This window comes from Cellulomonas sp. EB106-03-03-XG116 (assembly GCF_058792015.1).
Window position 1 is genome coordinate 34,986 of sequence record NZ_JBYTEP010000001.1, and the last position, 13,908, is coordinate 48,893.

A 13,908-nucleotide genomic window follows, 5' to 3' on the forward strand; every position below is an offset into this window, starting at 1 on the left:
GCTGGCGGACGTCGTGCCGGGTCCAGCGGCGGGCCCGGCGGGTGCGAGCGGGGGCCGCATGAGCGTGGACGAGGACCGGGACGTGGCGTCGGCGACGGGCGTGCCCGCCGACCCGGACGTGCGGCAGATCCTCGACCGGGTGCGCGAGCACCTCGGCATGGACATCGCGTTCCTCTCCGGCCTGACGACGTCCGCCGAGGTGGTGCTCGCGACCAGCACCGAGACCGGCCCGATGCAGATGGCCGTCGGCGACGAGCGCGACCTCGACGACACCTACTGCGTGCGGGTGCTGTCGGGGCTGCTCCCGCCGGTGCTGCCCGACGCCCGCGGGCACCCGGTCGCCCGCGAGCTCGGCGTCACGGCGGAGCTGGGCATCGGCGCGTACCTCGGCGCCCCGCTGCGCGGCCCGGACGGCGAGCCGGTCGGCATGCTGTGCTGCCTGGCGCGCGGCGCGAACCCGCTGCTCGACGAGGACGCGCTGCGGGTGCTCGGGCTGGCGGCGGCGCTGGTCGAGGACCGGATGGGCGCGTTCGGGCTGCCGCACCGGCCCGCGGTGTCCGAGCGGGTGCGCGGGATCCGGTCGGTGCTCGCGGAGCGCGCCGTCCGCACGGTGTTCCAGCCGGTCGTGCACCTCGGCACCGGGGAGGTCGTCGCCGTCGAGGCGTTGTCCCGGTTCGACCCCGAGCGGTTCCCCACGCCGGTGCACGCGTTCGCCGCGGCCGCGGCCGCCGGCGAGGGCGTGGAGCTGGAGCTGCTCGCCGCGGAGTGCGCGCTCGCCCGGCTCGGCGACCTGCCCCCGGGCGTGCGGATGTCGATCAACCTGTCGGCGGAGGCGCTCGCGGACCCGCGGACCGCCGACCTGCTGCTCGCGCACGGCCCGGCCGTCGCGGTGGAGGTCACCGAGCACACCCCGGTGCACGACTACGAGGCGCTGACCACGGTCACGAACCGGCTGCGCGCCGCGGGGCACCAGGTCGCGGTCGACGACGCCGGTGCGGGGTTCGCGAGCCTGCGGCACGTGCTGCAGCTGCGGCCGACCGCGATCAAGCTCGACCTCGCCCTGGTGCGCGGCTGCGACCTCGACCCGGTGCGGCGCGCGCTGATCCGGGCCGTCGCGGAGTTCGCGCGCGGCATCGACTCCTGGCTGGTCGCCGAGGGCGTCGAGACCGAGCGCGAGCGCGCGACGCTGCGCGAGCTGGGCGTCGAGTACGGGCAGGGGTACCTGCTCGGGCGGCCCGCACCGCTCGACGTGGCGCTGGGCGGCGTGCCCGGGGTCTGACCCTCCTCCGCCGCAGGGGGGAGACGGCCCAGCCCGGCGGCCGATCCGCGCGCGGCGCACCGCGACCTAGGCTCGACCGCATGCCCGCCCCCGTCCCCGCCGCCGCGCTGGCGCCGCCGCGCCTCGGCCCGTGGTCCCGGACGTGGCGCTACCTGCTGGCCGTGGGATCCGGGTTCGTGCTCTGGGTCTTCGTCTCCCACGACCTCGGGGCGGCGTCGCTCGCGAACGAGGACGTGGCGGGCGGGCTCATGCTGCTCGACCTGGTCCTCGGGTTCGTCGCCATCGGGCTGCTGCCGCTGCGCCGACGGCGCCCGCTGCTGACCGCGGTCCTGATCACCGCGCTCACGGCGCTGTCGGCGTTCGCGATCGGTCCGGCGATGCTCGCGCTGGTCTCGCTCGCCACCCGGCGCCGGTGGCGCGAGGTGGCCGTGGTCGGGGCGGTGTGGGTGCTGGCGTCGACGGCCTACGAGCTGCTCTACCAGGGCAGCTCCGCGTCCGAGGACCTGGGCGTGCCGTGGCTGCTGCTCGCCCTGGGCCTGAGCCTGCTGTTCCTCGGCCTGCTGGTCGCGATCGGGTTCTACGTCGGCGCACGCCGGGAGCTGCTGCAGACCCTGCGGCTGCGCGCCGAGGCCGCCGAGCGCGCCCAGGAGTCGCGGGCCGCCGAGGCGCGCCAGGCCGAGCGCACCCGGATCGCCCGGGAGATGCACGACGTCCTGGCGCACCGGATCTCGCTGGTCGCGATGCAGGCGGGCGGGCTCGCGTACCGGGAGGACCTGACCCGCGCGCAGATCACCGCCTCCGCCGAGACGATCCGCGACAGCGCGCACCGGGCGCTCGGCGAGCTCCGCGAGGTGCTGGGCGTGCTCCGGGCCGACGACGAGACCGTGGTCCCGACCGAGCACGAGGCACCGCAGCCGACGCTCGCCGAGCTCCCGGCCCTGCTCGCCGACGCCGACGAGGCCGGGACGCCCGCGCGCCTGGACGTGTCCGGGCTGCCCGGCGGGGACAGGTCGGCGCTCGCGGCCCTGCCCGAGACCGCGTCGCGCACGGCGTTCCGGGTGCTGCAGGAGGCGCTGACGAACGCCCGCAAGCACGCGCCGGGGCAGGAGGTCCGGGTGCGGCTGGCGGGGGCGCCGGGGGAGCGGCTGCTCGTCGAGGCGCGGAACGCCGTGCCCGTCGGGGTGGCGGCCGGGGCCACGGCCCCCGGGGCGGGGCTGGGGCTCATCGGCGCCGCCGAGCGCGCCGAGCTGCTCGGCGGGTCGCTGGAGCACGGGGTCGAGCAGGACGGGCGGTTCGCCGTGAGAGTGTGGCTGCCGTGGCCGAGCTGACCCCGACCCCCGCCGACGTCGTGCGCGTGGTGGTCGTCGACGACGACGCCCTGGTCCGCGCGAGCCTGCGGATGATCCTCGGCGGCGACCCGCGCCTCGAGGTGGTCGCCGAGTGCGGCGACGGCGCCGAGGCCGTCACCGTCGTGCAGCGGCTGCGCCCCGACGTCGTGCTCATGGACGTCCGCATGCCGCGGGTGGACGGGCTGACCGCCCTGCGCTCGCTGACGGCGGCCGGGTCGACCGCCCGGGTCATCGTGCTGACGACCTTCGACGCCGACGAGCTCGTCCTGCGCGCCCTGCGCGAGGGCGCCGCCGGGTTCCTGCTGAAGGACACCCCGCCGGCGCAGCTCGTCGACGGGATCCACCGGGTCGCGGCGGGCGAGCCCATCCTGTCCCCGACCGTCACCGCCCAGCTCATCGCCTCGGTCGCGAAGCCCGAGGACGCGGAGCGGCGCGCGGACGCGCTGCGGGCGCTCGAGGTGCTGACCCCGCGGGAGCGGGACGTGGCGGTGGCCGTCGCCGAGGGGCTGTCGAACCAGGAGATCGCCGAGCGCCTGTTCCTCGGGCTCGCGACGGTGAAGACCCACGTGGCGCACCTGTTCGCGAAGCTGGGCGTGGCGAACCGGGTGCAGATCGCGCGCCTGGTCCACGACGCCGGCCTGGGCTGACCGCGGGGCGCGCGCCGCCCGCACCGAGTCAGCGCCGTGCCCGCGCTCGTGCGCCCTGGCCGCGCCCGCGACGCGCCCAGCCCGTCGAGTGCACATCCGACACGTCGAGTGCCTATCCCCTGGATAGGCACTCGACGTGTCGGGTAGGCACTCGCGGGTCGACCGGCTGGCGGGCGGGGCGTCAGACGCCGATGCCGGCGCGGAGCGCCAGCGCGCGGTCGACCGCGGCGTCGCGGGCGGCGAGCGCCCGGGCCGTCGACCGGGCGCGGTCCGCGGCCCGCGCGTCGGCCGCGGCCGGGGCGGCCACCGCACGGGCGACGGCGGCGGCCCGGCGGCGGCGCACCGACAGGTAGGGCAGGCGGAGCGGCACCGCGCGGGTGCCGTAGCTGACGTCGAAGGTCACCGTGGTCATGGCTCAGTCCTCCTGCTGCGGTGCGGTCGGGGTGGCCTCGGCGTGGGGCTCGACGGCCATGTCGGGGTTGATCGCGGTGAACAGCCGCATCAGGCGGGCGCCACCGGGTCGGATCGCGGGGTCGACGGTCCGCCCGTCGAACCGCTTCATGAGCGCGTACATGCCCTCGATCAGCTCCGCGGTCTCCTCCGGGGTGGCCCAGAACGCGGACGTGGTCAGCTGGGTCAGCGGGATGAGCTCGGGGTCGACGGCGGCGTCGTGGTCGACGTGCCGCAGGTGGTCGATGTACCGCTCGGCCTCGCGGCGGACCGAGATCTCGCCGAGCTCCAGCACCGCGCGCCTCGAGGCCGGGTCGAGCGGGTCCGGCGTGATGTTGCGCTCGCGGGCGACGACGCGCCAGGGGCGCTCGCGGCCCCGGGGCTCGGCGGGCTCGATGTACCCGGCCTTGGCGAGCGTCCGCAGGTGGAACGAGCAGTTGGCGACGGTCTGGCCGAGGTGCGCGGCGCACTCCGTCGCGGTGGCCTCGCCGACGTCGTCGAGGAAGGAGAGCAGGTCCATCCGCACCGGGTGGGCCAGGGCCCGGACCCGGGTCGGGTCGGTGACCCGCATCGCGGGGGGCCGGGTCGCCGCGTCCGGGGTGGTGCCGGACTCGGCGGCGTCGTGCTCGGCGGTGCTCATGCCGGCAACGGTAGACGCACAACATCTCTTGCGCAAGAGATATTGCGCAAGAGATGTTGTGACCCGACGGCATGGGCAGATCCGCCTCAGCGGTCCGGTGCCGGGGGCGTGCGTGCGCGCGCTCGCGGACTGGGGCGCTACGCCCGTCCGCGGCGCGACCGGGCGAGGCCGCGGGCGCCGACCGCGGCGGCACCGGTGAGCAGCAGGCCCGCGGCGACGGCGAGCGCCGCGCCGGCCTCGGACCCGGTGCGAGGGAGCGTCCGGGCCGGGGCTGCGACGGCCGGGGCCGTCACGGCTGCCCCCGCCGGCGGGATCGCGGCGGTCGCGCCGGGCACGACCGGGGCCCCGGGCGCCGGGACCGCGGGCACGGGCGTCCCGGGCGCGGCCGGCGCCTCGACGGCGAACGGCACCGACAGCGCCGCGGCGACCCCGGCGTTCCCCGCCAGGTCCGTCACCCCCGCCAGCGCCAGCCGGATCGTCGCCGCCCCTACCCGCGCGCCGGCGTCCGGCGTGTACGTCGCGGTCCAGGTCAGACCGCCGTCGGCGGTCACCAGGCCGGACAGCGTGCCCGCGTCGGCGACCAGGTCGGTCAGCGCGAGGGTCGCCACGGGCTCCGAGAAGGTGATCGTCAGCGTCGTCGGCGCGGTGACCCGGGCCGTCGCGAGCGCGAGCGTCGCCGTCGGGCGCACGGTGTCCACCGCGTACGCGCCCGACGTGGCGGTGCCCAGTCCGGCGTTGCCGTCGACGTTCACGACCTGCGCGAGGTCGAGCGTGACCACCGCGGGCCCGGACTCGGTGCCGGCCGCGCCCGTCAGCGTGCCGGTCCAGGTGACCCCGCCGTCGGTCGAGGTCAGCACGGGCACGGAGGCGCCGGGCGTGCTGAGGGCCCGCCACAGGCCGACGGAGACCGGCTCCGAGAACGTCAGCGTGAGGACGGCGTCGGTGGTGGTGGTCAGCACCGGCTCGGAGACGGAGACGGTCGCGGTCGGGCGCGTCGTCCGCACGGTGAGCGACGGGGCGGACGCGCTTCCGGTCCCGGCGTTGCCGGCCACGTCCTCGACGGTCGTCAGGTCCAGGACCAGGTCGGCGGTGGTCCGTGCGGCCGCGTCGGGAGTGAACGTCGCGGTCCAGGTCAGGCCGCCGTCGGAGGAGGTCGCCGGCGTGAGGGTGCCGCCGCCCGCGAGCAGCGCCAGCCCGGGGCCCGCGCCGCCCGCCCCGCGGACGGGCTCGGAGAACGTCATCGTCACGGTGGCGGTCTCGCCCGCGCGCACGACGGTCCGGTCGACGGTGACGACCCCCACCGGGCGCAGGGTGTCGACGCGGTAGGCGGGCGAGTCGACGGTGCCGGCGCCGCCGTTGCCCGCCTGGTCCACGACCCCGGAGAGGTCGACGGTGACGACCTGGCCGCTCGCGTTCGTCCCGGGGCTCGGGACGAACGTCGCCGTCCAGGTGGTGTTGTCGCCCGTGGTCGGGAAGCTCACGGTGCCGCCGCGGACGGTGAGGTCGCCCAGGTCGAACCCGAGCACCGGCTCGGAGAAGACCACGGTCAGCGTCGCGGAGTCGCCGATGCCCAGCGTCGTCGCGCTGAGGCCGACCGTCGCCGTCGGCCGGCGGGTGTCGACGGTGTAGGCCGGAGAGGAGGCGGTCCCCGCGCCGGCGTTGCCCGCGAGGTCCTGGACGTCGGCCAGGTCCAGCGTCACCGCCGCACCCGCGGCCTCGGTCTCCCCGGCGGGGATGAGCGTCGCGGTCCACGTCAGGCCGCCGTCGGAGCTGGAGAGGCCGGACACGGTGCCGGCGCCGACCGCGAGGTCGGCGGTCGTGAGGCCGGTGATCGCCTCGGAGAACGTCAGGGTGACCGTCGCCGTGGTCCCGGCCTGGAACGCGGCCCGGCTGACCGAGACGGTCGCGGTGGGCCGCACGGTGTCGACGAAGAAGGCGTTCGACTCGGTGGTGCCAGTGCCCGGGGTACCCCCGGCTTCGGTGACGCCGGCGTTGTCGAGCACCAGCCTGGCCTGGTAGTTCGTCACCCCGGCGGCGGGGGTGTACACCGCGGTGTACACCTGGTTGTCCGAGGTGGCCAGCCCGGACAGCGTGCCGGAGGGCACGGTCACGTCCGCGAGGCTGAATCCCGTGACCGGCTCGGAGAAGGTGAACGTCACGACCGACGTGTCGCCGATCTTGAGCCCCGTCGTCCCGACGACCACCGTGGCGGTCGGCGCCGCGGCCGCGACGGGAGAGGCTGCGGGCAGGACGGGCGTCGCCGCGAGGGCGAGCGCGAGGGTCACGGCGGCGGGGGTGCGGCGCATGCGGCGGGGTCCCGTTCGGGGTCGTCGCAGGCCGCGGGTCCGACCCGGGCGGGTCGCGGCGGCGTGCGGGGATGCGGTCACCGTACGCCGGGCGGTGGGCCCGCGAGCAGGTGCTTCCCCCTAACGGACGCAGGTGGCCCGCGCCGGGGACCGGGTCGCCCCCCTGGCTACCGCCGCCCCGCGTACCGGGTCAGGAACAGCGCCTCCGCCGTCGCCAGCCGCTCGATCTCCGCCGGGTCGACGCTCTCGTTCGGCGCGTGGATCAGCGCCTGCGGCTCCTCGACCCCGAGCAGCAGGATCTCGGCCTCGGGGTACGTCGACGCGAACACCGTGCACAGCGGGATCGACCCGCCCTGCCCGAGCAGCACCATGTCCCGCCCGAACGCCTCCCGCATCGCCGACCGCATCGCGTCGTAGGCCGGCCCGTCGGTCGCGGCGCGGAACGGCGACCCGGTTGCCTCCACGTCCACCGTCACCGCGACCCCCCACGGCGCCGCCTCCGTGACGTGCGCCGTGAGCGCCGCGAGCGCGTCGGCCGGCACGGTCCCCGGCGGGATGCGCAGGTTCAGCCGGGCCGCGGCCCGCGGCACGATCGCGGCCGTCGACCCGACGACCGGCGGGCAGTCGATCCCCAGAACGGTGAGCGCCGACCGGGCCCAGAGCATGTCGGACACCGTCCCGGAGCCGAGCAGCGCCTCGCCCGGCCGGACCTGCGCGTCGGCGCGGAACGTGTCCGGGTCGTAGGGCGCGCCGTCCCAGGTCTGGGTCTGGTCGAGCCCGCGCACCGTCGTGTCGCCGTCGGCGGACCGCAGCGACGCCAGCACCTGGACGAGCGCCGCGAGCGCGTCGGGCGCCGGCCCGCCGAACATCCCGGAGTGCAGCTCGGTCGGCAGGGCGTCGACCCGCACCACGACGTTGACCATGCCGCGCAGGCTGACCGTCACGGCGGGCACCCCCACGGCGGCGTTCCCGGTGTCGCAGACCAGCACGGCGTCGGCGCGGAGCAGGTCGGCGTGCGTCGGCACGAAGTCCTCGAGCCCGCCGGTGCCCTGCTCCTCGGACCCCTCGACCACCAGCCGCAGGTTGACCGGCACGTCGTCGCCGAGCGCCCGCAGCGCCGCCAGGTGCATGAGGATGTTGCCCTTGCAGTCCGCGGCGCCGCGGCCGTACCAGCGGCCGTCGACCTCGGTGAGCGCGAACGGCGGCGTCCGCCAGGCCGCCTCGTCGAGCGGCGGCTGCACGTCGTAGTGGGCGTACAGCAGCACGGTCGGCGCACCGGGGTCGGCGGCGGGGCGCGAGCCGACGACCGCGTCGCTGCCGTCGGTGGTGCGGTGCAGCGCCACGTCCGCGAACCCGACCTCGCGGAACGCGTCCGCCACCCACCGCGCCGCCTGCGCGCACGCCTCGGGCGGGAACTGCCGGGGGTCGGCGACCGACGGGATCGCCACCAGCTCGGCCAGCTCCGTCCGGACGCGCGGCATCTGCTCCGCCACCCGCTCGCTCAGGTCCACGACGTGCTCCTCCCGTGCTCCGCGCCGCGACGCCGCACCGGCCCCGCGCTCACCCCACGACCCGCAGCTCGCGCGAGGTGGTGTTCAGCCGCCGCACCCCGTCCGCGGTGACGGTCACGATGTCCTCGATCCGCACCCCGAACCGCCCCGGCAGGTACACGCCGGGCTCGACCGAGAAGCACATCCCCGGCACCAGCGGCAGCTCCTCGCCCTCGACCACGTAGGGCGGCTCGTGCGTGGTCACGCCGATGCCGTGCCCGGTGCGGTGGATGAACCGCTCCCCGTACCCGGCGTCCGCGATCACGGCCCGCGCGGCCCGGTCGACGTCCTGGCAGGCGACGCCCGGCCGCACCGCGTCGACCCCGGCCTGCTGCGCGCGCCGCACCACCTCGTGCACCTCGCGCACCTCGGGGCCCGGCTCGCCGACGCTCACCGTCCGGCTGGTGTCCGAGCCGTACCCGGCCAGCAGCCCGCCGAAGTCGAGGACCACGCAGTCGCCGTCCTCGATGACCCGGTCGCCGGCCTCGTGGTGCGGGTTCGCCCCGTTGGGACCGGAGCCGACCACGGTGAAGTCGACCTGCTCGTGCCCGTGCTCGCGGAGCAGGTCGGCGAGGTCGGCGGCGACGTCGGTCTCCCGGCGGCCGGCGAACGGCACGTGCAGGACCTGCTCGTACGTCGCGTCGGCGGCGGCCCCGGCCGCGGCGAGGCGCGCGAGCTCGTCGGGGTCCTTCACGGCGCGCAGCATCGGCAGCTGGTCGGTGACCGCGTGGTACGACGTGCGGGGCAGCGCCGCCTGGAGCCCGAGCAGGTGCAGCGCCCACGCGCTGTCGGACACGGCGTACCGGGCGCCGTCGCGGAGCACGGCGCCCGCGGCCGCGTACGGGTCGGCGCCGTCCACCCAGTCGACGACCGCGGTCGCCGCCGTCCCCGCGGCGCCCTCCGCGTCGGGGCGCTCGAGCCGCGGCACGACCAGGGTGGGCTCGCGGTCGGCGGTGAGCGCCAGCAGGGTCAGCCGCTCCGTGATCGCCGTGGGCTGGTAGCCCGTGAGCCACACGAGGTCGGGGCCGGGGGTGACGAGCACCCCGTCGAGCCCGGCGGCTCCGGCGTCCGCGACGACCCGCGCCATGCGGGCGGCGTAGTCGTCGCGGGTGAACGGGGCGAGGGCGGTGGCGGTCACGAGGGCTCTCCCGGGGTGGTGGGTGCGGGGCGGTCCGCGGGGCCGGCCGCCGTCCGCGACACCGCCCCCGCGGCGGAGGTCGGGATGGTGATGAGGTGCGCCGCGGCGGCGGCGGCCGAGTCCTGCACCGTGCCCTGCGCCGCCCGGTGCCGCCGGATCGCGACCACCGCGAGCAGGATGCCGAGGGCGCTCAGCACGGCCATGACCCAGGCGGCCGCGGCCAGCCCGGCGGAGAGCGCGTCGGACGGCGAGGCGCCTGCCGCGGCCCGGTCCGCGCCCACCGATGCGTACACGGTGGCCGCGATGGCGGTCGCGACCGCCGCACCGACGTACCGGGCCATGTTCGACACGCCGGAGGCCGCGCCGACCTGCTCCTCGGGCACGACCGCGGTCGCGGCGGAGGACGACGGCCCGTTCGACAGGCCCATCCCGACCGCGATCGCGATCAGCGGCAGCAAGAACGCCCCGTAGCCCCAGCCGGCCTGCACGAATCCGACGACGACGAACCCGGCGGTGGTCAGCAGGAAGCCGACGCCGATGACCTGCCGGCCGCCGACCCGCTTGGTCATCCGCGGCACCAGGGGCGCCACGATGACGAGGCCGACGGTCGCCGGCAGCGTCGCGAGCCCGGCCTCCAGGGACGAGAACCCCAGCGCGGCGGGGTCCTGGAAGTAGAGGCTGAGCAGGTACATCAGGCCGTTGATCGTGCCCGCGCCGATGAGGATCGCGAGCGTCGCCCCGACCAGGATCCGGTTGCGCAGCAGCGCCAGGTCCAGCAGCGGCACCGCGACCCGCTTCTCCACGACCACGAACAGCCAGCCGGCGACGACGCTGACGACCAGGCAGCCGATCGTGGCGGCCGACAGCCAGCCCCAGTCGCCGCTCTTGCTCACGCCGAGGATGAGGGCCGCCAGCGTCACCGCGACCAGGACGGTGCCGAGGTAGTCGATGGTGCGGGGGCGGTCCGGGTCCTTCGACTCGGCGACCGTGAGGTAGGTGAGGACCATGCAGACGACGCCCACCCCGGCGTCGATCCAGAACAACCCCTGCCACCCGGTCAGGTCCACCAGCACGCCGCCGAGCAGCGGGCCCGCCGCGGCTCCGACGGCCGCCGCCGCGCCCCACAGGGACACCGACCGCAGCTGGTCCTCGCCGTCGCTCGCCACCGACAGCAGGCTCAGCCCGCACGCCAGGATGGTCGACCCCGCGGCGCCCTGGATCAGCCGGCCGGCGATCACCCCGGCCCCGTCCTGGGACAGCGCGATCAGGACGCAGGACAGCACGAACAGCAGCAGGCCGAGCTGGAACACCCGCTTGCGCCCGAAGACGTCGCCCAGCGACCCGGCGGTGATGATCACCGCGGCGCCGACCAGCGAGTAGCCCGTCACGGCCCACTGCAGGGTGTCGACGGAGGTCCCGGTGTCCGCGCTGATGGCGGGGAGCAGGATGCTCACCGCCGACGTGTTCGCGTTCACCACCAGGGTCGACAGGCAGGTGGCGACCAGCACGCTCCGCGCGCCCCGCGCCGTCGTGCCCGCCGCGGCGCCCCCCGCCGTCGCGTCGCCCATCGTCGACCCCCTCGTCCGGCGGGTCGCAGCCGTGCGGCCGCCCGATCGTCCGGTGGCTCGACCGTAGGACCGCGGACCCCTGGCGGCGATCACCCCGTCGGGGTGAGCGCCGCCGGGGGAGTGCGTCGCCGGGCGCGTCGGCGGTCGCCGGGCGCGCAGCCGGAGCTGACGCGCCCGACGCGCACCACCGCGCCCGGCGGCCGGGGCTCAGTCCTCCTGCGCCCCGCGGACCGCCCGGCGCCGCAGCGCCACGCCGCCCGCCCCGAGCGCCAGCAGGGCGAGCGCCGCCGCGACGGCGGCCGACACCTCGGCGCCCGTCGTCGCGAGCGACCCGCGACCGCCGGCGGACGTGCTGCCGGTGCCGGTCCCCGCGCCGGTGCCGCCACCGGTGCCGCCGGCCGTGCCGCCACCGCCACCGCCGCCGACCGGCGGGTCGACCGGGTCGGGCGCGCCCGGTGCCGGCGCCGCCGCGATGGCGAACGCCACGCCGACCGGCGCGGACTCGCGCGCGCCGAGCGCCTGCACGACGGACCCGGCGTAGGCGCCGGCGGGCAGCGCCCCGGCGTACGCGAGCGTCCACCGGCCGTCCGCGCCGACGACGGTCTCGCCCGCGAGCGAGGCCGGCGCCGCGGCCACCGCGGCCAGCGCGGCGGTCCGGACCTCGGCGCCCTGGGCGCTCGCGGTGTCCGCGACCCGCACCACGGCGCCCGGGAACCCGGTGCCGGACAGCGACGTGACCTGGGCGCCGGCCGGGAGGTCGCCGGCGGGCGCGTCGGTGACGGCCAGCCCGGTGAGGTCCGCGCGCTGCGTCAGCCACTCCGCCGGGCCGGTGGGCCGGTCGATCACCCGGGTCTCGCCGATGCAGCCGTTCCAGCCGTTGCGCGCCGCGCCGTCGACCCAGTCCGACCCGAGCAGCCAGGGCATGTCCGCCTGCACCGAGTGACCGAGCGTGTCGGTGGCGTTGCGCAGCACCGGGGCGCCGTCGACGTACATCGTGGTCGTGGACGACGCCGGGTCGTTGACGATCGCGACGTGCGACCAGCTGTCGACCATGATCTCGCCGGACCACGCGGTGCGGTCGCCCTTGGCCGTGGCGATCGGGACCTCGGTGTACTGGAACTCGCGCAGGTTCGAGATGCCGAGCGCCACCGGGGACGCCGTGTAGTCCCACTGCGACCACGGCATGCCCGGGAGCTGCGAGCGGTCGCCTGACCGGACGACGGCCTTCGACCAGCCGTTCACGCCCGCGTCCCAGGCCGGGTCGAGCTGGAGGAACGTCTCGATCGTGTAGCCCTGCGGGAACGTCTCGGCGTTGACCGGCGCGTCGGAGGCCGTGGTCAGGTAGCTGAACCGGGCCGCGGACGAGTTCGCGAAGCACACCGCGGCGCCGTCGGACGAGTAGCCGTGCACGTCGTCTCGGACGATCGTCACGTCGCCCGGCTGGGCCTCGGCGGAGCCGGAGGCGGCGATCGTCGCGCGGGTCAGGTCGTTGCCCGCCGCCACGTCGGGGATCGTCGCGCCCTCGGGCAGCACGCCCGTGGGGAGCCCGTTCATGCGCCAGTGCGCGACGGTGCCCTCGGCCTCCGCGAAGTCGAGCGCGTTGCCGGGCAGCTCCGTGGTGACGGGGTCGGGGCCGACGAAGCCGTCGAGCAGCACGTCGCGCGCCCGCTGGGTCAGCGACGGCCAGACGCCCGCGCCGGGGCCGAAGTCGGGGTCGAAGCCGCCGAACCGCTCGGAGAAGTCGAGGTCGAGCGTGAACCGCTGGTTCGGGCCGTCCAGGAACGGCTGGTCGTAGCTGGTCAGCGTCTCCTGCGGCTTCGCGGTCACCCAGGGCGACGCCGTCTGCATCGTCAGGGTGTCGTGCGCGAGGTCGAACTCCACCAGGCCGAGGTAGCCGTTCCCGCCCTCGTAGGCCATCTGGTAGTCGATCAGCACGTTCGTGACCGAGTGCCCGAAGTCGTTCGTGCGGGTGTGCTGGGTGGCGCCGTGGAAGTGGCCGTTGAACGTGAGGAAGATCTGGTCGCTTCCGCGGATCAGCTCGTCCCACAGCTCCTCGCCGTACTCCGTGTCCCGCGGCGAGGTCTGGTCGGGGCCGATGTTGAGCAGCGAGTGCGTGGTGAGGATGACCGGGACGTCGGGGTGCGCGGCCATCGCGTCCTTCGCCCACTGCATCGTCTGGTCCGACACCCGCCAGGCGAGCGCGAGCACCATGAACTCCTGACCCTCGGCCTCGAAGACGTGGTACTGGCTCAGCCCGGTCGGGTCGCTGCCGCCGTAGGTCGCCTGGGACGCCGCGCGCGCCGAACCGAAGTACTGCAGGAACGGCTCGTTCGCGAGGTCGTAGTCGGTGTCGTCCAGGGTGTCGTCCGAGTTCCGCACGTCGTGGTTGCCCGGGAGGATCGAGTAGGGCAGCCCGCCCTCCTCGAGCGTCCGCATCGCGGCGTCGGCCGCCTGCCACTCCGCGGTCTGCCCGACGCGGTCGACGACGTCGCCGAGGTGCGTGACGAACGGGATGTTGAGCTCGTCGGCGTGCTCCACGAGGAACCGCGTCTGCTCCCGGAACGGGTCGGTGCGGTAGCGGGGGAGGAACTGGTCCGCCGAGTACCGCGAGTAGAACTGCGTGTCCGGCAGGACGGCGAGGGTGAACCGCGAGCCGGGCTCGTCCGACGCCGCGGCCGGGGCGGCGGCGGCGGCCGGGGCGGCGGGGGCCGCGGCGCTCGCGGCCGGCGGGGCGGCGGCGAGCAGGGTGCCGGCCAGGGCCGCGGTCGCGGTGGCGACCGCCGCGAGGGCACGGGCGGGGGTGCGCCGCGACGCGCGCGGGGGCGTCGGGGCAGGGTGAGGTCGCACGGGAGCGTCTCCGGTGGGGTGGGGGTGGGCGCGCCGGTCCGGACGCGCCGCACCCACCGTGGCCAGCGGTTCTGAACACCGCGTGACGTCCCGCGGACCCGTGCGTGGCCCGCGGGTGAAACGGTGGCTGGGGC

At 76.5% G+C, this 13,908-nt stretch carries 10 protein-coding genes; 3 read left to right on the plus strand and 7 right to left on the minus strand.

All coding sequences use genetic code 11. The features are described 5' to 3' along the window. The first annotated feature begins 58 nt into the window (after positions 1-58). The 3 genes from AC3WUG_RS00160 (at position 59) to AC3WUG_RS00170 (ending at position 3,275) form a co-directional block, all read left to right on the plus strand. Positions 59-1,279, plus strand: a complete 1,221-nt coding sequence (locus AC3WUG_RS00160; protein WP_492325777.1) for a sensor domain-containing phosphodiesterase — start codon at positions 59-61, stop codon at positions 1,277-1,279. Positions 1,280-1,359: 80 nt separating this feature from the next. Continuing rightward, complete coding sequence (locus AC3WUG_RS00165) at positions 1,360-2,607, plus strand: sensor histidine kinase (protein ID WP_492325778.1); 1,248 nt, start codon at positions 1,360-1,362, stop codon at positions 2,605-2,607. After that, positions 2,595-3,275 (plus strand): response regulator, encoded by a 681-nt coding sequence (locus tag AC3WUG_RS00170; RefSeq protein ID WP_492325779.1) that lies wholly within the window; start codon positions 2,595-2,597, stop codon positions 3,273-3,275. The genes AC3WUG_RS00165 and AC3WUG_RS00170 overlap by 13 nt, the downstream gene beginning before the upstream one ends. Positions 3,276-3,456: 181 nt before the next feature. Here the strand turns inward: AC3WUG_RS00170 and AC3WUG_RS00175 are convergent, their stop codons facing one another. From AC3WUG_RS00175 to AC3WUG_RS00205, 7 genes are all read right to left on the minus strand, one after another. Beyond that, positions 3,457-3,687: a hypothetical protein gene (locus tag AC3WUG_RS00175; RefSeq protein WP_492325780.1), complete on the minus strand. Its 231-nt coding sequence runs from the start codon at positions 3,685-3,687 to the stop codon at positions 3,457-3,459. A 3-nt stretch (positions 3,688-3,690) separates the two neighbouring features. Beyond that, on the minus strand, positions 3,691-4,365 hold the full coding sequence (locus tag AC3WUG_RS00180) for an ArsR/SmtB family transcription factor (RefSeq protein WP_492325781.1): 675 nt from the start codon (positions 4,363-4,365) through the stop codon (positions 3,691-3,693). Between the two features lie 137 nt (positions 4,366-4,502). Beyond that, entirely contained in the window at positions 4,503-6,671 is a 2,169-nt protein-coding gene (locus tag AC3WUG_RS00185; RefSeq protein ID WP_492325782.1) for an Ig-like domain-containing protein, read from the minus strand. Positions 6,672-6,838: 167 nt separating this feature from the next. After that, a complete protein-coding gene (locus tag AC3WUG_RS00190) occupies positions 6,839-8,182 on the minus strand; it encodes a dipeptidase (protein ID WP_492325783.1) in 1,344 nt (447 codons plus the stop codon). 49 nt (positions 8,183-8,231) lie between these two features. Further along, positions 8,232-9,308, minus strand: a complete 1,077-nt coding sequence (locus tag AC3WUG_RS00195) for an aminopeptidase P family protein (RefSeq protein ID WP_492325912.1) — start codon at positions 9,306-9,308, stop codon at positions 8,232-8,234. 47 nt (positions 9,309-9,355) lie between these two features. Beyond that, positions 9,356-10,927: an MFS transporter gene (locus AC3WUG_RS00200; protein ID WP_492325784.1), complete on the minus strand. Its 1,572-nt coding sequence runs from the start codon at positions 10,925-10,927 to the stop codon at positions 9,356-9,358. Positions 10,928-11,134: 207 nt separating this feature from the next. Further along, positions 11,135-13,774 carry a metallophosphoesterase gene (locus AC3WUG_RS00205; RefSeq protein WP_492325785.1) on the minus strand — a complete coding sequence of 880 codons (2,640 nt, stop codon included), beginning with the start codon at positions 13,772-13,774 and terminating at the stop codon, positions 11,135-11,137. Positions 13,775-13,908 lie beyond the last annotated feature (134 nt).